Consider the following 19,477-nt stretch of genomic DNA (forward strand, 5'->3'; position numbering starts at 1 on the left):
ACATTAATCGGCGTACATTGTAGCATCGGCGCATATCATTACCGAGTCTTGCGCATGTCTGAGTCTAAACGGCTATTCTTCGCCATTGAATTACCCACCACGCTTCAACGGCAGATTGTTCGCTGGCGCGCCAGCCACTTCCCCGCGGAAGCGGGCCGCCCCGTCGTCGCCGCCAATATGCACCTGACGTTAGCCTTTCTTGGTGAAGTAAGCGCTGAAAAGCAGCGCGCGTTAAGCGCAATGGCCGGACGCATTTCGCAGCCGGGGTTTACGCTGCATCTTGACGATGCCGGGCAATGGCTGCGCTCTCGGGTGGTCTGGCTGGGGACGCGGCAGCCCCCTCGCGGACTGCTACAGCTCGCCAACATGCTGCGGGCGCAGGCCGCGCGCAGCGGCTGTTATCAGAGCCCGCAGCCGTTTCATCCCCACATTACCCTGCTGCGCGATGCGGGTCAGGCCGTTGCCATCCCGCCACCGGGCTTTCACTGGTCCTTTCAGGTGAATGAATTTGCGCTGTACGAATCTGCCTTTGTACAAGGACGCACCCGCTATACTCCGCTCCAGCGCTGGACGCTGGGCGACACGTTAAGGAATCCTGATGAAGTTTAGTCCTGCACTCCAGCCCGCCACGCTGATCCAGCGTTACAAACGCTTTCTCGCTGATGTGATCACCCCTGCGGGCGAAACGCTCACGCTGCACTGCCCTAACACCGGCGCCATGACCGGTTGCGCCACGCCGGGTGACACGGTCTGGTATTCCACATCAGAAAATACTAAACGCAAATATCCCCATACCTGGGAAATGACCGAGACGCAAAGCGGGGCATTTATTTGCGTTAATACCCTGCGCGCAAATCAGCTGGTTAAGGAAGCTCTGACAAATGGAATGCTTTCTGAACTGGTGGGTTACGGCACGCAAAAAAGCGAAGTGAAATATGGCGATGAAGGCAGCAGAATTGATTTTATGTTACAGGCGGAAGACCGCCCTGAGTGCTATATTGAAGTGAAATCAGTGACGTTAGCGGAACAGGTAAACGGCTTCTTTCCGGATGCGGTAACGCTACGTGGCCAGAAGCATCTGCGAGAGCTAATGAGTGTAGCGGCGGCGGGCAAGCGCGCCGTGTTGCTGTTTGCGGTTCTGCATTCAGCCATTGAACGGTTTTCCCCGGCCCGTCATATTGATCCTAAATACGCGCAATTGTTGAATGAGGCACAAAAGCAGGGGGTAGAGATTTTCGCTTATAAAGCGGAACTTTCTGCCGATAATATGACTCTGAGATCCTCTCTTCCCATTGTCTTATAAGGGATTAGACGATTGACTAATAAGTGTTCTGGCCGCGTGCGCAAATACGCTTTTCCTCACAGGGTTGTCAAGTGTTACGTTTAGATAATTGCCATACGGAAAAGCATCTGCTATTTATAGCGACCTGATTTTTCCCCCAACACGGGGATCGATAGTGCGTGTTAAGGAGAAGCAACATGCAAGAAGGGCAAAACCGTAAAACATCGTCCCTGAGTATTCTCGCCATCGCTGGGGTGGAGCCGTATCAAGAGAAGCCGGGCGAAGAGTATATGAACGAAGCCCAGCTGTCGCACTTCAAGCGTATTCTTGAAGCATGGCGTAATCAACTCAGGGATGAAGTCGATCGCACCGTTACACATATGCAGGACGAAGCTGCTAACTTCCCGGACCCGGTCGACCGTGCCGCTCAGGAAGAAGAGTTCAGCCTCGAACTGCGTAACCGTGACCGCGAGCGCAAACTGATCAAAAAGATCGAAAAAACGCTGAAGAAGGTCGAGGACGAAGATTTTGGCTACTGCGAATCCTGCGGTGTTGAAATCGGTATTCGTCGCCTGGAAGCGCGTCCAACAGCCGATCTGTGCATCGACTGTAAAACGCTGGCAGAAATCCGCGAAAAACAGATGGCTGGCTAACGCCTGCCCTCTCACTACTCTGCTAAGGCGGGAGTCTCTCCCGCCTTGTTACCGTTGATATGTCTGAATCTCACTATATCGGGCGCTTTGCGCCATCTCCCTCCGGTGAATTACACTTCGGCTCATTAATTGCCGCGCTTGGCAGCTACCTACAGGCTCGCGCCCGTCAGGGTCAATGGCTGGTCCGCATTGAAGATATCGATCCTCCGCGTGAAGTTCCCGGTGCAGCAGAAACTATTCTGCGTCAGCTGGAACATTACGGTCTTCACTGGGACGGCGACGTACTCTGGCAGTCTCAACGCCATGATGCCTACCGTGAACGTCTGGCGTGGCTTGCTGAACAGGGCCTTTCCTATAACTGCACCTGCACGCGGGCGCGAATTCAAAGCGTGGGTGGCGTTTACGACGGCCACTGTCGTACGCGGCACAACGGTCCTGAGAATGCTGCCGTACGGCTGATACAGCGTTCTCCGGTGACGCAGTTTACCGACGTTCTCTCAGGAACCATTCAGGCGGATGAACGCCTGGCGCGTGAAGATTTTATTATTCACCGTCGTGATGGTTTGTTTGCCTATAACCTGGCGGTGGTTGTTGATGACCATTTCCAGGGCGTTACGGAAATCGTGCGCGGGGCGGATCTGGTTGAGCCTACCGTGCGGCAAATATCGCTTTACCAGCAGTTTGGCTGGACGGTGCCGGATTACATCCATCTGCCGCTGGCAGTCAATGATCAGGGAAATAAGCTGTCGAAACAGAATCATGCCCCGGCGCTGCCTGACGGCGATCCGCGCCCGGTTTTGATCGACGCGCTGCGATTTCTCAACCAGAATGTAACGCAGGAATGGCAGGATCTGAGTCTGGATGAATTGCTGAAAACGGCCATTGCTGACTGGGCGCTTATCGCCGTGCCAAAAATCCAGCATTCTCAAATGCGTTGCGCTGAGCTATGATTAGCCGCTTTTTTGATAACAAAACACACTACGAGGTGTACTATTTTTACCCGAGTCGCTAATTTTTGCCGTAAAGTGCTGAGCCGCGAAGAGAGCATGGCGAACGACGCTATTGCACAGCCACACATGTCGGTCATTCCGCGTGAGCAGCACAATATTTCCCGCAAAGATATCAGTGAAAATGCCCTCAAGGTGCTCTATCGTCTGAATAAAGCAGGCTACGAGGCCTATCTCGTCGGCGGCGGGGTGCGCGATTTACTGCTGGGCAAAAAACCAAAAGATTTCGACGTGACGACCAGCGCCACGCCTGAGCAGGTGCGTAAATTATTCCGCAACTGCCGTCTGGTTGGCCGCCGTTTCCGTCTGGCGCACGTGATGTTTGGACCAGAAATCATTGAAGTGGCGACCTTCCGCGGTCACCACGAAGCGGGCGTCAACGATCGCACGACTTCCCAGCGCGGCCAAAATGGCATGCTGCTGCGCGACAACATCTTCGGCTCTATTGAAGAAGATGCTCAGCGTCGCGATTTCACCATCAACAGCCTTTACTACAGCGTGGCGGATTTTACCGTGCGCGATTACGTCGGCGGTATGCAGGATCTGAAAGACGGCCTGATTCGCCTGATCGGCACGCCGGAAACGCGCTATCGCGAAGATCCGGTCCGAATGCTGCGCGCCGTGCGTTTCGCCGCCAAGCTGAACATGCGTATCAGTCCGGAAACCGCAGAGCCGATCCCGCGCCTGGCGACGCTGATTAACGACGTCCCCCCTGCCCGTCTGTTTGAGGAGTCGTTAAAGCTGCTCCAGGCAGGCTACGGGTTTGAAACCTACAATTTGCTGCGTGAATACAACCTGTTCCAGCCGCTGTTCCCGACCATTACCCGCTACTTCACCGAAAACGGTGACAGCGCAATGGAGCGGATGATTGCACAGGTGCTGAAGAACACGGATACCCGTATTCATAACGATATGCGCGTGAATCCGGCGTTCCTGTTCGCGGCCATGTTCTGGTATCCGCTGCTGGAAACGGCGCAGCGCATCACTCAGGAGAGTGGTCTCGCCTATTATGATGCGTTCGCGCTGGCGGCAAACGACGTGCTGGACGAAGGCTGTCGCACGCTGGCGATCCCGAAACGTATTACCACGCTGGTGCGTGATATCTGGCAGCTTCAGCTGCGTATGTCCCGCCGTCAGGGTAAACGCGCCTGGAAGCTGATGGAGCATCCTAAGTTCCGCGCCGCGTTCGATTTGCTCTCTCTGCGTGCTGAAGTCGAAAGAAACCAGGAGCTACAGCGCCTGGCGCAGTGGTGGGGAGAATTTCAGGTCTCTGCACCACCAGAGCAGAAAGATATGCTTACGGATCTGGATGACGAGCCGGCACCGCGCCGTCGTCACCGTCGCCCGCGCAAACGCGCACCGCGTCGTGAAGGCACGGCATGACCCTTGCGTATATCGCCATCGGCAGCAATCTGGCCTCTCCGCTGGAGCAGGTTAACGCTGCCGTGCAGGCGCTGGGGGAGATCCCGCAAAGCCGCATCGTCGCGCTGTCCTCATTTTACCGTACGCCGCCGCTCGGCCCGCAGGATCAGCCTGATTATCTGAACGCCGCCGTGGTGCTGGAAACGACCCTTGACGCAGAAACGCTGCTGGATAATACCCAGCGTATTGAGCTACAGCAGGGTCGCGTCCGCAAAGCCGAACGCTGGGGACCGCGCACCCTCGATCTCGATATTATGCTTTTCGGCCACGAGGTGATTAACACCGAACGCCTCACCGTTCCGCATTACGACATGAAAAACCGCGGGTTTATGCTCTGGCCGCTGTTTGAAGTCGCGCCCGATCTCACCTTCCCTGACGGCGCCTCGCTGCAAGCCGTTCTGCAAAATCTCAACGCGGATAAACCGGCCCGCTGGTAATCCCGCCTCTGCATCGATTAACCATTCCTTATTTGCGGTTAATCGATTGCCTAAAATCATTGTTCCCTCGAATGTTACTGTTAGAATGCGCAAAGATTCGCTATTGGGCCATCAGGAAACAGTATGAAACCAACCACCATCTCCTTATTGCAGAAATGCAAACAGGAAAAAAAACGCTTCGCCACTATCACCGCGTATGATTACAGCTTCGCAAAACTGTTTGCCGAAGAAGGGATCAACGTCATGCTGGTCGGGGACTCGTTAGGGATGACGGTACAAGGACATGATTCCACGCTGCCGGTCACGGTCGAGGATATTGCTTACCATACCCGCGCCGTGCGCCGGGGTGCGCCCGCCTGCCTGCTGCTTTCCGATCTGCCGTTTATGGCGTATGCCACCCCGGAACAGGCCTTTGAAAATGCGGCGACAGTGATGCGTGCTGGCGCCAATATGGTCAAAATCGAAGGCGGCGCCTGGCTGGTCGATACGGTAAAAATGCTTACCGAACGCGCCGTGCCGGTTTGTGGTCATTTGGGGCTAACGCCGCAGTCTGTCAACATCTTTGGCGGATATAAGGTGCAGGGCCGAGGCGATGCGGCGCAGACGCTGTTTGATGATGCCGCGGCGCTGGAAGCCGCGGGCGCACAGCTGCTGGTGCTGGAGTGTGTGCCGGTTGAGCTGGCTAAGCGTATCACTGAGGCGCTGTCGATTCCGGTGATCGGCATCGGCGCGGGCAACGTCACCGATGGCCAGATTCTGGTCATGCACGACGCCTTCGGGATCACCGGCGGCCACATTCCAAAATTTGCTAAAAATTTCCTGACAGAAGCAGGCGACATGCGTGCTGCTGTGCGGCAGTATATTGCCGAGGTTGAGTCCGGCGTTTATCCGGGCGAAGAACACAGTTTCCATTAAGGAGTCCAGGTGTGCTAATCATAGAAACTCTGCCGCTGCTGCGCCAGCATATCCGCCGTGCACGTCAGGAAGGTAAACGTATCGCCCTTGTTCCAACCATGGGCAACCTGCACGACGGCCATATGAAGCTGGTCGATGAAGCGAGAGCCCGTGCAGATATTGTGGTAGTCAGTATCTTCGTTAACCCGATGCAGTTCGATCGCGAAGACGATCTGGCGCGCTACCCACGTACCTTGCAGGAAGATTGCGAGAAGCTCAAAAAACGTCATGCGGATATCGTCTTCGCTCCGGCCCCCGCAGATGTATATCCCCAGGGCACCACTGAATCGACCTACGTCGATGTGCCGGGTATTTCGACCATGCTGGAGGGCGCCAGCCGCCCGGGCCATTTCCGTGGCGTTTCTACCATCGTCAGCAAGCTGTTTAACCTGGTGCAGCCGGACATCGCCTGTTTTGGCGAGAAAGATTTCCAGCAGCTGGCGCTGATCCGCAAAATGGTTGCCGATATGGGCTACGACATTGAGATAGTCGGCGTACCGATTGTGCGTGCGAAAGATGGCCTGGCGCTCAGCTCCCGTAACGGCTATCTGACCGCCGAACAGCGTAAAATTGCGCCGGGTTTAAGCAAAGTCATGAATACCATGGCAGAGCAACTGCTGGCAAAAGAGTTAACCGCAGAAGAAATTATCGCTCTGGCTGAACAGGCGCTGAACGAGAAAGGTCTTCGTGCTGACGACGTTCAAATTCGGGATGCCGATACGCTTCTGGCGCTTACAGAGACCAGCAAACGTGCGGTAATTCTGGTGGCGGCATGGCTCGGCCAGGCCCGCCTTATCGATAACAAAGTGGTTGAACTGGCGTAGTTTTACTACCCGGAAGTGAAAGGTAAACGTAATGATTCGCAAAATGCTACAAGGTAAGCTTCACCGTGTGAAAGTCACCCAGGCCGACCTGCACTATGAAGGCTCCTGCGCGATTGACCAGGATTTTCTCGACGCGGCGGGTATTCTCGAAAACGAAGCTATTGATATCTGGAACGTTAATAACGGCAAACGCTTTTCAACGTACGCGATTGCCGCTGAACGCGGATCTAAAATCATCTCCGTTAATGGGGCAGCAGCGCACTGCGCGGACGTAGGCGATATCGTCATTATTGCCAGCTTTGTGATGATGTCTGACGAAGAAGCACGTCGCTGGCAGCCTAAAGTGGCCTACTTTGAAGGCGATAATGAGATGAAACGTACCGCGAAGGCGATTCCGGTGCAGGTTGCCTAAGCCAATAGTACTGTTATAAATTACCCGGCAAAATAGGTTGGGTAATTTATACATAATTAAAATGAATAGCGTTCTTTTAATATATTTTTATTAATATATTAAAGTCACCCTGCCGAACACCTGATCATCAAAATGATGAACAATTATTATCACTCACTATTAAATAATCTCATTGGCTTAAAGATCGTTTAAGTATTTCTAACATCTAACGGCTTCTCACAACCATTACTCATCACTTAGAATCCTTTTCCCGAAGCATCTGTTCGGAACGAACATAAGCCTTGCTTATGTGCACTTTTCTAGCATTTAAATATGGATATAAAAAATGTCTTTTAATAAATTAGGTCTGGCAACTGTAGTAGCAATGGTTCTGAGTGCGGGTTCTGCAATGGCAGCTGATATTCCTTCAGATACAGGCACTATTACTTTCCACGGTATGGTTTCTAATAACACCTGTAAAGTATCCCTGGATCAGAAGATTGACCAGGATGGTAATGATTTTGACGTTAACCTGGATACCGTGTTTGTAAAAGACTTCGCTAATGCGCTGGGTACCACCAGCACCCTGGGAGAAAAGAAATTCTCCCTCACCCTGACAGGTTGTGATTCTGCTACCGTCAAACAGGCATCCGCTCAGTTTGATTCCTGGGCGGGTTCTTCTTCAACTTCCGGCGGTCTGCTGGTTCCACCATCAAACACTCAAGGCGCCGCTAAAAACGTCAATCTGGTACTGTCAAACGATGGCAACTCCGCTACCGATCAGATCAAACTGGATCAGACCAACAATACCCAGAAAGCAACGATTGATACCACAGGCGCAGGCGCACTTTACTACCGTGTAGCGTATACCCAAGGTCAGAACTGGGATGCGGCCAACAACCCAGTGTCAGCTGGTGTGGTTCAGGCACAAGCTGCATTCACCATGATCTACGAGTAATTTTAAAAGCATAGATAAAATGCTCATATTATCCCCTGACGTACGTCAGGGGACTATTGATATCATTCCAACAGGAAGTGGAAAAATGTTAAGCACATCATTTTATAAAGGATTTAAAGCTGCCTGCTTTACAGTTGCTGCTGTCGCGTCATTCCAGGCAAGCGCAGATATCGTTATTTCGGGAACACGTATTGTTTATCAGCAGTCGCAAAAAGATGTCATCGTTTCTTTAGACAACCGTGGCAAAAAGCCACTATTAGTTCAATCATGGATCGATGACGGTCGCGATGACACCAATCCACAGGAATTAAAACTTCCTTTTATTATTACTCCACCAGTATCCCGAATTGATCCCCAAAAAGGTCAATCCGTTCGGATCTCGTACCTGGGTGGTTCATTGCCGCAAGATCGCGAATCCCTATTCTGGTTCAATGTGCTCGAGATTCCACCGAAGTCAAAAGTGAAAGACGGTGAAAATCCTAACCAGCTCCAGCTGGCATTCCGCACACGTATTAAACTCTTTTTCCGACCTGACGGCCTGAAAGGTACGCCAGGAAATGCAGCAGCCAGGGTAACGTGGTCGCAACAAAAACAAGGTAATACGCTAAACCTGATTGCACACAATGATTCCCCTTACAACGTTTCTATTTCAAATGTAAAGCTGAAATCAGCAAATAAAGAGTACCAGGTTGAGCATAAATCTATTTTACCGTTTAGTACTCAAATAATGCAGGTAAAAGGTTTAGGTAGTACTGCCACCGGCACTGTTGCTTACGAAACCATTAATGACAATGGCGGCTCTGATACTTTTGAAAGCAAAGTAAACTAATAACCGCATCACTGCCACATTATAAATATAATACGTATGAATGATTCATAGCATTCATACGACGACTTGTCTGGATGAAGCATGCTATTTCAACGATCAATTTTATGTCTCGCAATCTGTGCAGCATTTCCTCTGCATGCCAGCGAGACTGAAAAAAAAGCTGTAGACACCTCATCCGAAACAGAATCGGCCATTGAATTTAATGACCAGTTCCTTATCGATAATGGTGGAGGTATCAATGTCGATCGTTATGCTTATGGCAACCCAGTTCTGCCAGGTACTTACCGTGTAAAAGTGAATTTGAATGGCAATTCAAAATCCACGGTCGAGATGGCATTCATTGATAACAAAACGCCACGTGCCTCAGCATGTCTGACTAAACTCACGCTGACACAGGCAGGCGTTGATACCAGCATATTAGGCGATGATGTCAAAGACGACGAAACGTCTTGCGTAGATATCAAAAAATATTATCCCGGTGCTTCTGAAAATTTTGATAGTAGCAAGCAGGAAATGGATCTTAATTTCCCGCAAATCTACGTGCTTAAGCTTCCAGCAGGGTATGTCGATCCTTCATTATGGGATAATGGTGTTCCGGCCGGATTACTTTCATACGATCTTAATACCTGGCACAGCGAGTCAAACGGCACCAATTCAGATACCGCTTATGCGGGCTTGCATTATGGCCTGAACGTGGGGCCGTGGCGTTTACGTTCTCGCGGCAGTCTGAACTGGGACAGTGATAATGGCACACATTATTCCAGCCAGGATATATACCTCCAGCGAGACATCACACCACTTAACGCACAGATGGTAATGGGTGATTCCTACACACGCGGTGATGTCTTTGACTCGGTGAGCCTGCGTGGTGCGCGTATGTATAACGATGACCGCATGCTCCCGCAAGGCACCTCTGGCTACGCGCCAGTAATTCGTGGTGTGGCAAACAGTAACGCCAAAGTTAGCGTTATGCAAAGCGGCAATAAAATCTATGAAACCACCGTTCCACCCGGTGCTTTCGAGATCAATGACCTCAGTACAACAGGCTATGGTAATGATTTGATTGTCACTGTAGAGGAAGCCGATGGAAGTAAACGGACGTTTACCGTTCCGTTCTCCTCAGTTACACAAATGCTCCGCCCTGGCTCCAGCCGCTGGGATGTGGGTATAGGTGAGCTGAATGATGATTCATTGCATGATAAGCCAAACGTTGGCTACGCAACTTACGCGTATGGTCTGAATAATACCTTTACCGGTTACGTGGGTGCGCAATATACGGATATGGATTTCTACGCCGGCCTGCTTGGTCTGGCTATGAATACCCGTATTGGTGCATTCGCTTTAGATGTTACCGGGTCCTATGCCGATATCGACGGGCTGGACACGCTTAAAGGGCAGAGTTATCGGCTGACCTACAGCAAAATGCTTGAAGCCACTAACACATCTCTTAACGTGGCAGCTTATCGCTTCTCAACAGAAGATTATCTCAGCCTTAACGATGCCGCCTCATTGCAGGACAGTATTCACCACGAGGAATATGGCAATCGATCTTATGACAGCAATGCCGAGCTTTATGCTGATTATCAGCGTACCAAAAACCAGATACAGGTCAGCCTGAACCAGCCATTGAATGTTAACGGTGATGAATACGGCTCACTCTATATTAGCGGTACCTGGCAGGATTACTGGAATAATTCCAGCTCCACTTCCGACTACAGCGTGGGTTACAACAATAGTTTTGCTTACGGTAGCTATAGCGTTTCTGTGCAACGCACGTACAACGAAACAGGGGAAAAGGATGACAGCGTTTATTTAAACGTCAGTATTCCATTCAGCATATTCAATAAGGATAACGCGCAGTCAGGCGGATTTAATAACGTCAACATGAGCCTGCGCACTGATTTAAAAGGCGGTACCAGTTTTAACTCTACGGCAAGCGGCAACTCCAAAAACAGTGAAGTGAGCTATTCCGTTAGCGCCTCATCAAGCGGGGGCAACTACGGCAACCTGAACCAGGTCAGTGGCTATAGCTCATGGAACAGTCCTTACGGGCCGCTCGGTGTCTCGGCGTCCTTTGGCGATGACAATAGTAAACAGTATTCCGCGAGTTATAACGGCGGAATGGTTGTTCACTCGGGTGGCGTTGTATTTACATCAGGCAGTATCGGCGAAACGGATTCACTTGCGCTGGTAAAAGCAAGTGGCGCAACGGGTGCTCGGCTGGGTTACGGCCAAAGCCGCATTAACAGTTCCGGGTACGGGATTATGCCGTATATGTCAGCCTACAGAGAAAACCGAGTATCGCTCGATATCAGCACTCTCGAAGCAGACGTTGAAATCAAAAATACAAGCGCAGTTGCCGTACCTCGCAATGGCTCCGTTGTATTTGTGAATTTTGAAACGGATGAAGGCCGTTCGCTTGTTCTGGAATTACAACGTTCTGATAACGGCTTTATTCCGCTAGGTGCTGACGTTCTGAATGAGAAAAACGAATCTATCGGAACGGTAGGCCAGGCAGGACAAGCTTATGTACGCGGTGTGGAAAACAAAGGCGCTCTCCGGGTGGTATGGGGAAGCGATGGTTCCAGCTCCTGCACGGTGCATTATCAGATTCCTGAAAATGCGAAGAAAGCAGGCTTAACCACGATTCTGAGTAATCAACAGTGCCAAATGTAATGATGTTAAAACAGGGAATCACACCCATGGGAAATAATATGAAGAAAAATCATTGCGGTTATTCATTAATCGCATTAGCAATGTTAGCGATGTCAGGTTCTGCTGCGGCAGCCGATCTCAATGTTAACTTTACTGCCAATATCCGCGAAACCACCTGCGATATGAAACTGGTCGGCGATACGGGTTCAGATACGCAGCAAACGCTGACTATCGGTAATAACGGACAGGTACGTTTAGATGATGTCAAAGCCGGAACGGCAAATGCCAATTTCAAAATTGTGCTCGTTGAATGCCCGGCATCACTGACCTCATTGAAAACCAAAGTATCGGGAACAAGATCTGGATATTTGTACTCAGGCCTTATTAACCAAATACAAAAAATCGACGGAGGTGCAGACTACTCTGCTGTTGAGATTGCCAGAGCCAGCGCACCGGATGCCCCGTTTATCATTAACTCTGAGGACGATAACGAGCGCCTGGTCTGGAGTCCGACAGAAATCCAGAATAAGGAAGTTGCTCTGGTGGCCACCTTACGTGAAACACAGGAAAACAGGATGACCATAGGTGATTTTCAGGCCGTGGCGACCTTTGAATTTATCTACGAGTGATTAGTGCAGGAAAACGGAGCAACATTATGAAATTCAATTTTACTTTTATCGCCCTGTCCGTTTCTGCCCTTCTGTTCTCGGGAATGGCAAGCGCAGCTATTACAGGCACCCCTAGTGTCGAATTAACGATTAAATCAAAAATTGTATCAGGCACATGTACCGCAAAAGTACTTAACGATGCAGGCACAGCTTCCACTGAAATTGCGTTCGGCGACGTATACAAATCCGATCTGGTGAACAAAACCCGTGTCGAGCCGCTCAAGATTAGTTTCACCAACTGTTCTGGAGTAACCAAGGCAACGGTGTCCGCTGCGAAAGGCGCTGGTGGTGAATGCAGTGGCGTCAACAAGACGGGTGATTCTTACTCCGGCGGCTTAGCAACGGGCTTTGAGATCTGGTCGGGTGTTGTCGATACTGGCGAGCTTATGAGCTGCAACACGCCTCCGGCTGCTAAGGATGTCACCATTACTGATGGTACCGGTGAATTCCCGATGAATTCCCGTATCGTTATCGGACAAGGCCAAACCATTGCTGAAGTAGGCGCGGGGGCGGTTAATGCGCCAGTCACGTTTACTATCACTTATCCATAATACCAGGAACCAGCATGCAACAATCACCGTTTACTTTATACCAGCCCGGTCTTGTGTTGCTTATGGGCTTGGCTGGTGGCATCTTGCCTGGCGTAGGCCAGGCAAGCTCAGGATTAGACGTAAATATTACCGCTAACATTGTTAATAGCACTTGTAAGATGACCGTGGAAAATGACGGCGAAATTTATCTCCCCAATGTAATGCGCAGCTGGTTTTATAACCCGGATGGTAGCGATCGTTTTACTGCAACCGATGATGCAGGCGGTACGCCTTTTAAGATCCATGTAGATGATTGCTATGGAGACAGCAGTACGGCTAAAAAGCTGAGTTTTAGCTTTTCGCCGCAGTCGGGTTTCTGGCCAGGACAAAATCAGCTTTTCAAAAGTGATGATACCGCCGCAGGCGCGGCAAAAAATGTCGGCGTCGTCGTTTTCTCTGAAAGATATAAAAAGAATGTTTTAAACAACGACGGCACGTCAAAAATCACTTATGACGTAAGCGGTCAGGATACTGCATTTTTAACGGATTATCAGTTCTATGCCCGATATCAAAATATTGGCGTAGTGGCTGGTGGTGTCGTTACCAGTAAAGTATTAGTTGACGTCACTTACGAATAATAATCAGAACAGGAAAAAGGATGAGAATGTTCAACTTTATAAGACAGGGTTTCACCGTGAAAGGCACAATGGCGTTTGCCATGGCGAGCGTGTTATTAACCCTCAGCCACTCCTGCTGGGCAGCTGAGTGTCGCATGAATAATGGAAAAGGCGGCACAACCACGCTGATCAATTCCGAATACTCAGGTGGCACCGTACGTCTTCCCCCTCCGGGTAATTATGCCAGTACTCTTTTTAACGTTAACCTGACACCGGGCATTCAGGCCGAATGTGGTCCAGGGAACGATGGTTTTAACCTCGTCTCACAAACAAACTCGACCTTGCTAAAGGGGGGCAGTTATGGCAGGGCTATGTTTGAAACAAATATTCCGGGGATTTATTATTCCGTAAGGGTCCACACCGCAGAAAGCGACGGAGGCATGGGTGGCTATTTCGCTATGAATACTACTGACTGGACTACCGTTGCATCCTCCGGAAATTCTGATCCCTGGGATAATAAATGGATTAACACCTCAGTTCAAATTTATATTGATGAAGGTTATAGAGGCAACCCGAACAAAGAAACCTCAATCAGACCCAAACCCGGCACTCTGGGTAAAATGGCTATTGGTAATCCAAATGATTCTAACAACCAACCATGGACATTTGTGGTCAACGAAGACTCATTCCAGATCCCGATCGTTCTTCCAACCTGCGACATGGCCATGCTTTCAGATGGCACTAATGATGTTAACCTGGGAGAATATTATGTTTCAGACATTAAAAACAATCGGGTTAAGGATATCCCTTTTTCAATTAGCTTAAGCAATTGTACCAGTGTGGCAAATATCACAACCAAACTCACCACCTCAAAGCTAACCGGAAAAAATAATGATCTTCTTGGAAATACGCTTTCGTCCGGAGCTGAGGGCGCAGGCGTGAAAATTATGTATAACGGAACCTCTCAACTCCTGCCGAATAATCCTGACTCATCCTATGTCATAACGGATTACCAAACCCCGGAATCCAAGCAAATTAATTTTGTTGCTCAACTGGTAGCAAACGGAAGCACAGTGAAACCGGGGTCGTTTAAAGCCACCGGCGTATTCACCCTTTCATACGACTAACCGCTATCCCTGCGGCTGATTACTGATCAGCCGCGACATCGTCTCCAGTGAGTCCGTTCTTAATATATACAAACGCTTCAACAGGAACGGATTATCCCCCGGCTTCACCTTCCCTTTCACCGTGGTCACCGCCAGATGAAACCCCGCATCGTTCGCCGCTTTAATCGCTTTATTGTCATAGCCGCCAAACGGATACGACACATACAACACGCGCGGGTTGAACTGCGCCAGTGCACGACGTGATCGTTCAAAATCAAACAGGATCACGTGATAGCTACGGCTCAACAGGATGGGGTGTTTATAGCCATCCACGCGATGCAGGAAATGGGTGTGAGACTGAATGTCGAACACATCCTGGATGCCCTTGATTTCCTGAACGCTCATAAACTGTAGCGATTTTGGATCCCACTTCTGCGGATGGCCTTTGATACGTGATGAAATTATAAACGCCGTCGCGTTGAAGCCATATTCTTTCAGAACAGGGTACGCGTAGCGGCTCACCGATTTGAGACCATCATCAAAGGTGATCACCACTGCTTTCGCGGGTAGGTTCATCTTGTTACGCACGTACCCTTCAAGCTGGTACATCGTCAGCGTGGTATAGCCTTGATCGCGTAACCAGGCCATCTGATTATTAAACGCACGTACGCTGGTCGTCGTGGAGGTATGTCGAAAACGGGTGTTCTCTTCATCACGCAAAATATGATGGTAAGTCAGAACCGGTAGCCCGTTATCTTCCTGTGCATCGAGGCTGCTGATCCACGCCAGACGATTACCGATACGGATCTGAAACCATGTCTGGTTCAGGCGGTCTTTCAGCTTATTCAGAATCGGATAGCGAAGATTGGCGCTTAAGGTGCCAAAAGGCGCGCTTCCGCTGCTGGGGGCGTTATACACCGGCGTGTCTTTCCAGGTGATGAGGTTTTGATTACTGAGCGGCTTGTTCAAGTCACCCAGGCTATCCTCAACACGTTGTTTGCCCTGCACTTTTTCAAGGTGGTCTTTATCAATAAACCCCGTGCCGAATCCGAAACGAAATTCATAGTAATCCGCCGCGGCCGGAAAGACAGCGAGGATCTGCCCGGCGCGGACATTCCCCACATTCACAACGGCATTTCCCACCTGCGCCCAGATGGCCGCATCTTCGGTGGTTTGCATATATTGGGCAGGAAGGCCTTGCTGACTGGTCAGGCTGGCAGACGCACCACCGGAAACCAGCACCAGAAGGATAAAGATAACGCGCATGAGCATGGGATATAAATCGATACGGAAAATCAGTCGCCATTGTAGCAAAAGCGACATCAATACCAATGTTTAATGCTTATACAGATCGTGAAGCAGAACGAAAGGCGGGTTCTTCTGCTGCTGGTGCCACAGGCTGCTCACGCCCGGGGAGCCCTGCGCCACAATGGCGTGGCGAAACTCAGCGCTGCTCAACGTTGCGCGCAGCGGATACATCGCTTCGAGTAAAGGCAGGCTGATACCGGAGATCACTTCACAATTATCATGCTTATGGCTCATTAACGCCGCTGAACGGTAAGGCGCCGCGCCCGATTTGTCGGTGAGAAAAATCACGCCATCACCGGTGTCGGTTTCATGCAGCGCGTCGCACATCATCCGGCTGAGCATGTTGGTGCTTAACCCTCGCCAGTAATTTACCGCACGACATTGCGCCAGAGGGCCAAATCGGGCCTCCAGCTTCAGGAGCATTTCCTGTGCCTCTTCATCGTGGCAGGTGATAACCCATCCCAGCATAACGTCTCTCCTTAGCAGGCGAGTAGTTTATCCAGGTGAAGGTTAGTTTACGGTGATAACTGTCAAAGAAAGTGCCCGGCAAACAGAACGTCTGCCGGGCAGAAGGTTAGCTACGCAGCCCACGTCCACGCTGGATCAGATACCAGCACAGCAGGTAGAAGGCGATAATGAACACCACCAGCACCACCACCGTGGTAAACAGCGGGACATCGGTAATGCCGAGGAAACCAAAGCGGAAGCCGCTGATCATATAGACAATCGGGTTCAGGTGCGACAGCGCCTGCCAGAACGGCGGCAGCAGCGTCAGGGAGTAAAACACCCCGCCCAGATAGGTCAGCGGCGTCAGTACGAAGGTCGGGATCAGGCTGATGTCATCGAACGTTTTGGCGAACACGGCGTTCAGCAAGCCAGCCAGTGAGAACAGGATCGCCGTCAGCAATAATGTGAGCGCCACGAACAGCCACGAATGCACCTGGAACGGGACGAAGAACAGCGAAATCGCCGTCACCAGAATACCCACGCACAGCCCACGCGCCACGCCGCCGCCCACGTAACCGGCGATGATGACGTGCGTTGGCACCGGCGCCACCAGCAGCTCTTCAATGTTGCGCTGGAACTTGGCGCTGAAGAATGAGGACGCCACGTTCGCGTAGGCGTTGGTGATCACCGCCATCATGATCAGGCCCGGCACGATAAACTGCATATAGGTGAAGCCGTGCATCTCACCAATGCGGGAGCCAATAAGGTTGCCGAAAATGATGAAGTAGAGCGTCATGGTGATCACCGGCGGCACCAGGGTTTGCACCCAGATACGCATAAAGCGGTTAATCTCTTTCGCCCAGATGCTTTTCAGCGCGACCCAGTAAAGATGCGTCATGCCTTGTCTCCTTGTTTGTCGTGCACCAGAGAGACAAACAGCTCTTCCAGTCGGTTTGCTTTGTTACGCATGCTTAATACCTGAATGCCCTGCGCACTCAACTGTGAGAACACGCTGTTAATACCCTGCTCGCGCAGCACTTCTACCTCCAGCGTCGAGGTATCGACCAGGCGATAGTTGTAGCCCTCCAGTTTCGGCAGCGCGCTTTTCGCCGCCAGATCGAGGATAAAGGTCTCTGATTTGAGCTTGGAGAGCAGATTCTTCATCGAGGTGTTTTCCACCAGCTCACCGTGCTGAATGATGCCGATATTGCGGCACAGCATTTCCGCCTCTTCCAGGTAGTGCGTGGTCAGAATGATGGTGGTGCCTTTGTCGTTCAGATCTTTCAGGAAACCCCACATGGAGCGACGCAGTTCAATATCCACACCAGCGGTCGGCTCATCAAGGATAAGCAGCTTTGGCTCGTGCATCAGCGCGCGGGCAATCATCAGGCGGCGCTTCATCCCTCCGGACAACATCCGCGCGCGCTCGTTACGTTTCTCCCACAGATCAAGCTGTTTCAGGTACTTTTCGCTGCGCTCAAGCGCCTCTTTGCGCTCCACGCCATAGTAACCCGCCTGGTTAACAACAATCTGCTGTACCGTCTCAAACGGGTTAAAGTTGAACTCCTGCGGCACCAGCCCCAACTGGCGCTTGGCGTTGACCACATCTTTTTGCAGATCGTAGCCAAACACGCTGACGCGGCCCGAGGTTTTATTGACCAGTGAACTGATGATCCCGATGGTGGTGGATTTCCCTGCCCCGTTCGGCCCCAGAAGCGCGTAGAAATCTCCCGCTTCGACTTTAAGATCTATCCCGCGCAGCGCCTGAACGCCCCCCGGGTAGGTTTTTTTGAGCTGTTCAAGCTCCAGTGCAATCGCCATGAATTCAACTTACCTTAAGTTCTGACACACGTTGTGTGGTTTCATTAAAAGTCGGGTTACCCTATAGTAGCGCAACGCAATCACTTGGTTACAGGTCGCTAACCTCCATGAACGACATTGATACACTCATCAGCAACAATGCACTATGGTCAAAAATGCTGGTGGAGGAAGACCCCGGATTTTTTGGAAAACTCGCGCAAGCGCAGAACCCGCGCTTTCTCTGGATTGGATGTTCCGACAGCCGCGTCCCCGCCGAACGTCTGACTGGTCTTGAACCTGGCGAACTGTTTGTTCACCGCAATGTGGCTAACCTGGTTATTCATACCGATCTCAACTGCCTTTCGGTTGTTCAGTATGCCGTCGACGTTCTTGAGGTTGAGCACATCATTATTTGTGGTCACTACGGCTGCGGCGGCGTGCAGGCGGCAGTCGAAAATACAGAGCTGGGGTTAATCGATAACTGGCTGCTGCACATTCGTGATATCTGGTTCAAACATAGCTCACTGCTGGGCGAAATGCCGCAGGAGCGCCGTCTCGACACGCTGTGTGAGCTGAACGTGATGGAGCAGGTGTATAACCTGGGCCATTCGACGATTATGCAGTCTGCCTGGAAACGCGGGCAGAAGGTCTCTATCCACGGCTGGGCGTACGGTATTCACGACGGCCTACTGCGCAATCTGGAAGTGACCGCCACCAACCGCGAAACGCTGGAACAGCGTTACCGCTCGGGAATTGCCAACCTCAAGCTTAAGCACGTTAACCATAAATAACAAAGCCGGGGGTTTTCACCCTCTCCCTGTGGGAGAGGGCTGGGGTGAGGGCATCAGCCCGCAATTATTCGTCCAGAATCACCACTTTCCCAACATACGGCAGATGGCGATAACGCTGTGCGTAATCAATGCCGTAACCCACCACGAATTCGTCCGGGATGGAGAAACCAACGAACTCCACCGGCACCTGCACTTCACGGCGCTCAGGCTTATCCAGCAGGGTACAAATCGCCAGTGATTTTGGTTCACGCAGGCTCAGGATCTCACGCACTTTAGAGAGCGTGTTGCCGGAGTCGATGATGTCCTCAACAATCAACACATCTTTGCCACGAATATCTTCATCCAGATCTTTCAGGATTTTCACATCACGGGTTGTGGACATGCCGCTGCCGTAACTGGAGGCGGTCATAAAATCGACCTCGTGCGGCACCTGCACTTCACGGCACAGGTCTGCCATGAACATGAAAGAGCCACGCAACAAACCGACCAGCACCATTTCGCTGCCGCTGTCCTTGTAATGTTCGGTGATTTGACGACCCAGTTCGGCGATACGCGCTTTGATCTCGGCTTCCGGGATCATCACTTCAACAGTATGTTTCATATTACTAACCAAATGATTTTAGTGAAAATCTCTCAATGCGGATGACTCTCGCTCCGGCATCGATACGCAAGCCAGCCATTATACCAGTAAATGGATAAGCCTGGCGTATGAGTTATAAAAAGCAATATTTGTGATTCCGATCACAGTTGTTAATACCTATAATTAATTGCTAGCAAATAATTAACAAAACTGACGAG

Annotated in this window: 22 protein-coding genes; 17 read left to right on the forward strand and 5 right to left on the reverse strand. The window is 51.0% G+C overall.

Annotated elements, in window-relative coordinates; translation table 11 throughout:
• The first annotated feature begins 54 nt into the window (after positions 1–54).
• The 16 genes from thpR (at position 55) to ACOTZD_RS07235 (ending at position 14,354) form a co-directional block, all read left to right on the forward strand.
• On the forward strand, positions 55–609 hold the full coding sequence (gene thpR / locus ACOTZD_RS07160) for an RNA 2',3'-cyclic phosphodiesterase (protein WP_003856249.1): 555 nt from the start codon (positions 55–57) through the stop codon (positions 607–609).
• A complete protein-coding gene (gene sfsA / locus ACOTZD_RS07165; protein WP_174402286.1) occupies positions 599–1,303 on the forward strand; it encodes a DNA/RNA nuclease SfsA in 705 nt (234 codons plus the stop codon). The genes thpR and sfsA overlap by 11 nt, the downstream gene beginning before the upstream one ends.
• A gap of 176 nt (positions 1,304–1,479) precedes the next feature.
• A complete protein-coding gene (gene dksA, locus ACOTZD_RS07170; RefSeq protein ID WP_001155232.1) occupies positions 1,480–1,935 on the forward strand; it encodes an RNA polymerase-binding protein DksA in 456 nt (151 codons plus the stop codon).
• Between the two features lie 59 nt (positions 1,936–1,994).
• Positions 1,995–2,885 (forward strand): tRNA glutamyl-Q(34) synthetase GluQRS, encoded by an 891-nt coding sequence (gene gluQRS / locus ACOTZD_RS07175; RefSeq protein ID WP_023324171.1) that lies wholly within the window; start codon positions 1,995–1,997, stop codon positions 2,883–2,885.
• A gap of 42 nt (positions 2,886–2,927) precedes the next feature.
• A complete protein-coding gene (gene pcnB / locus ACOTZD_RS07180) occupies positions 2,928–4,325 on the forward strand; it encodes a polynucleotide adenylyltransferase PcnB (protein WP_071785222.1) in 1,398 nt (465 codons plus the stop codon).
• A complete protein-coding gene (gene folK, locus ACOTZD_RS07185; RefSeq protein WP_023315424.1) occupies positions 4,322–4,801 on the forward strand; it encodes a 2-amino-4-hydroxy-6-hydroxymethyldihydropteridine diphosphokinase in 480 nt (159 codons plus the stop codon). Before pcnB ends, folK begins: the two co-directional genes overlap by 4 nt.
• A gap of 123 nt (positions 4,802–4,924) precedes the next feature.
• Entirely contained in the window at positions 4,925–5,716 is a 792-nt protein-coding gene (gene panB / locus ACOTZD_RS07190) for a 3-methyl-2-oxobutanoate hydroxymethyltransferase (RefSeq protein ID WP_174402287.1), read from the forward strand.
• 11 nt (positions 5,717–5,727) lie between these two features.
• Complete coding sequence (panC, locus tag ACOTZD_RS07195; RefSeq protein ID WP_003856282.1) at positions 5,728–6,579, forward strand: pantoate--beta-alanine ligase; 852 nt, start codon at positions 5,728–5,730, stop codon at positions 6,577–6,579.
• Between the two features lie 31 nt (positions 6,580–6,610).
• Positions 6,611–6,991 (forward strand): aspartate 1-decarboxylase, encoded by a 381-nt coding sequence (gene panD / locus ACOTZD_RS07200; RefSeq protein ID WP_003856284.1) that lies wholly within the window; start codon positions 6,611–6,613, stop codon positions 6,989–6,991.
• Positions 6,992–7,316: 325 nt separating this feature from the next.
• A complete protein-coding gene (locus ACOTZD_RS07205) occupies positions 7,317–7,928 on the forward strand; it encodes a fimbrial protein (RefSeq protein ID WP_023324169.1) in 612 nt (203 codons plus the stop codon).
• Between the two features lie 85 nt (positions 7,929–8,013).
• Positions 8,014–8,757: a fimbrial chaperone gene (locus ACOTZD_RS07210; protein WP_032608525.1), complete on the forward strand. Its 744-nt coding sequence runs from the start codon at positions 8,014–8,016 to the stop codon at positions 8,755–8,757.
• 81 nt (positions 8,758–8,838) lie between these two features.
• Positions 8,839–11,433, forward strand: a complete 2,595-nt coding sequence (locus tag ACOTZD_RS07215) for an outer membrane usher protein (protein ID WP_045350395.1) — start codon at positions 8,839–8,841, stop codon at positions 11,431–11,433.
• A 38-nt stretch (positions 11,434–11,471) separates the two neighbouring features.
• Positions 11,472–12,041 (forward strand): fimbrial protein, encoded by a 570-nt coding sequence (locus ACOTZD_RS07220; RefSeq protein WP_032610176.1) that lies wholly within the window; start codon positions 11,472–11,474, stop codon positions 12,039–12,041.
• 26 nt (positions 12,042–12,067) lie between these two features.
• Positions 12,068–12,631: a hypothetical protein gene (locus ACOTZD_RS07225; protein ID WP_023324165.1), complete on the forward strand. Its 564-nt coding sequence runs from the start codon at positions 12,068–12,070 to the stop codon at positions 12,629–12,631.
• 14 nt (positions 12,632–12,645) lie between these two features.
• Complete coding sequence (locus tag ACOTZD_RS07230; RefSeq protein WP_048209800.1) at positions 12,646–13,248, forward strand: fimbrial-like protein; 603 nt, start codon at positions 12,646–12,648, stop codon at positions 13,246–13,248.
• Between the two features lie 20 nt (positions 13,249–13,268).
• On the forward strand, positions 13,269–14,354 hold the full coding sequence (locus ACOTZD_RS07235; RefSeq protein WP_174402288.1) for a fimbrial protein: 1,086 nt from the start codon (positions 13,269–13,271) through the stop codon (positions 14,352–14,354).
• A 3-nt stretch (positions 14,355–14,357) separates the two neighbouring features.
• Here ACOTZD_RS07235 and ACOTZD_RS07240 read toward each other — a convergent pair whose 3' ends face one another.
• From ACOTZD_RS07240 to ACOTZD_RS07255, 4 genes are all read right to left on the reverse strand, one after another.
• Positions 14,358–15,605 (reverse strand): polysaccharide deacetylase family protein, encoded by a 1,248-nt coding sequence (locus tag ACOTZD_RS07240; protein ID WP_032608523.1) that lies wholly within the window; start codon positions 15,603–15,605, stop codon positions 14,358–14,360.
• Positions 15,606–15,668: 63 nt separating this feature from the next.
• Positions 15,669–16,109, reverse strand: a complete 441-nt coding sequence (locus ACOTZD_RS07245; RefSeq protein ID WP_032608521.1) for a PTS sugar transporter subunit IIA — start codon at positions 16,107–16,109, stop codon at positions 15,669–15,671.
• 106 nt (positions 16,110–16,215) lie between these two features.
• On the reverse strand, positions 16,216–16,986 hold the full coding sequence (locus ACOTZD_RS07250) for an ABC transporter permease (protein WP_023324161.1): 771 nt from the start codon (positions 16,984–16,986) through the stop codon (positions 16,216–16,218).
• Positions 16,983–17,909, reverse strand: a complete 927-nt coding sequence (locus ACOTZD_RS07255) for an ABC transporter ATP-binding protein (RefSeq protein WP_003856300.1) — start codon at positions 17,907–17,909, stop codon at positions 16,983–16,985. The genes ACOTZD_RS07250 and ACOTZD_RS07255 overlap by 4 nt, the downstream gene beginning before the upstream one ends.
• A 107-nt stretch (positions 17,910–18,016) precedes the next feature.
• Between ACOTZD_RS07255 and can the strand changes: the two genes are divergently transcribed.
• Entirely contained in the window at positions 18,017–18,679 is a 663-nt protein-coding gene (gene can, locus ACOTZD_RS07260; protein ID WP_003856301.1) for a carbonate dehydratase, read from the forward strand.
• Between the two features lie 64 nt (positions 18,680–18,743).
• Here can and hpt read toward each other — a convergent pair whose 3' ends face one another.
• Positions 18,744–19,280: a hypoxanthine phosphoribosyltransferase gene (gene hpt, locus ACOTZD_RS07265; RefSeq protein WP_003856303.1), complete on the reverse strand. Its 537-nt coding sequence runs from the start codon at positions 19,278–19,280 to the stop codon at positions 18,744–18,746.
• Positions 19,281–19,477 lie beyond the last annotated feature (197 nt).

Source organism: Enterobacter cloacae complex sp. SHL022 (assembly GCF_049237785.1).
Lineage (GTDB): Bacteria > Pseudomonadota > Gammaproteobacteria > Enterobacterales > Enterobacteriaceae > Enterobacter > Enterobacter hormaechei_C.

Excerpts from the sequence above, each read along its gene's own strand:
- ACOTZD_RS07245 (WP_032608521.1), bottom strand. The coding sequence starts at position 16,109 with ATGCTGGGATGGGTTATCACCTGCCACGATGAAGAGGCACAGGAAATG.
- thpR (WP_003856249.1), top strand. The coding sequence starts at position 55 with ATGTCTGAGTCTAAACGGCTATTCTTCGCCATTGAATTACCCACCACG.
- ACOTZD_RS07255 (WP_003856300.1), bottom strand. The coding sequence starts at position 17,909 with ATGGCGATTGCACTGGAGCTTGAACAGCTCAAAAAAACCTACCCGGGG.
- dksA (WP_001155232.1), top strand. The coding sequence starts at position 1,480 with ATGCAAGAAGGGCAAAACCGTAAAACATCGTCCCTGAGTATTCTCGCC.
- folK (WP_023315424.1), top strand. The coding sequence starts at position 4,322 with ATGACCCTTGCGTATATCGCCATCGGCAGCAATCTGGCCTCTCCGCTG.
- ACOTZD_RS07220 (WP_032610176.1), top strand. The coding sequence starts at position 11,472 with ATGAAGAAAAATCATTGCGGTTATTCATTAATCGCATTAGCAATGTTA.
- ACOTZD_RS07240 (WP_032608523.1), bottom strand. The coding sequence starts at position 15,605 with ATGCTCATGCGCGTTATCTTTATCCTTCTGGTGCTGGTTTCCGGTGGT.
- can (WP_003856301.1), top strand. The coding sequence starts at position 18,017 with ATGAACGACATTGATACACTCATCAGCAACAATGCACTATGGTCAAAA.
- gluQRS (WP_023324171.1), top strand. The coding sequence starts at position 1,995 with ATGTCTGAATCTCACTATATCGGGCGCTTTGCGCCATCTCCCTCCGGT.
- sfsA (WP_174402286.1), top strand. The coding sequence starts at position 599 with ATGAAGTTTAGTCCTGCACTCCAGCCCGCCACGCTGATCCAGCGTTAC.
- ACOTZD_RS07250 (WP_023324161.1), bottom strand. The coding sequence starts at position 16,986 with ATGACGCATCTTTACTGGGTCGCGCTGAAAAGCATCTGGGCGAAAGAG.
- ACOTZD_RS07215 (WP_045350395.1), top strand. The coding sequence starts at position 8,839 with ATGCTATTTCAACGATCAATTTTATGTCTCGCAATCTGTGCAGCATTT.
- hpt (WP_003856303.1), bottom strand. The coding sequence starts at position 19,280 with ATGAAACATACTGTTGAAGTGATGATCCCGGAAGCCGAGATCAAAGCG.
- ACOTZD_RS07205 (WP_023324169.1), top strand. The coding sequence starts at position 7,317 with ATGTCTTTTAATAAATTAGGTCTGGCAACTGTAGTAGCAATGGTTCTG.
- ACOTZD_RS07230 (WP_048209800.1), top strand. The coding sequence starts at position 12,646 with ATGCAACAATCACCGTTTACTTTATACCAGCCCGGTCTTGTGTTGCTT.
- panD (WP_003856284.1), top strand. The coding sequence starts at position 6,611 with ATGATTCGCAAAATGCTACAAGGTAAGCTTCACCGTGTGAAAGTCACC.
- ACOTZD_RS07210 (WP_032608525.1), top strand. The coding sequence starts at position 8,014 with ATGTTAAGCACATCATTTTATAAAGGATTTAAAGCTGCCTGCTTTACA.
- ACOTZD_RS07235 (WP_174402288.1), top strand. The coding sequence starts at position 13,269 with ATGAGAATGTTCAACTTTATAAGACAGGGTTTCACCGTGAAAGGCACA.
- panB (WP_174402287.1), top strand. The coding sequence starts at position 4,925 with ATGAAACCAACCACCATCTCCTTATTGCAGAAATGCAAACAGGAAAAA.
- ACOTZD_RS07225 (WP_023324165.1), top strand. The coding sequence starts at position 12,068 with ATGAAATTCAATTTTACTTTTATCGCCCTGTCCGTTTCTGCCCTTCTG.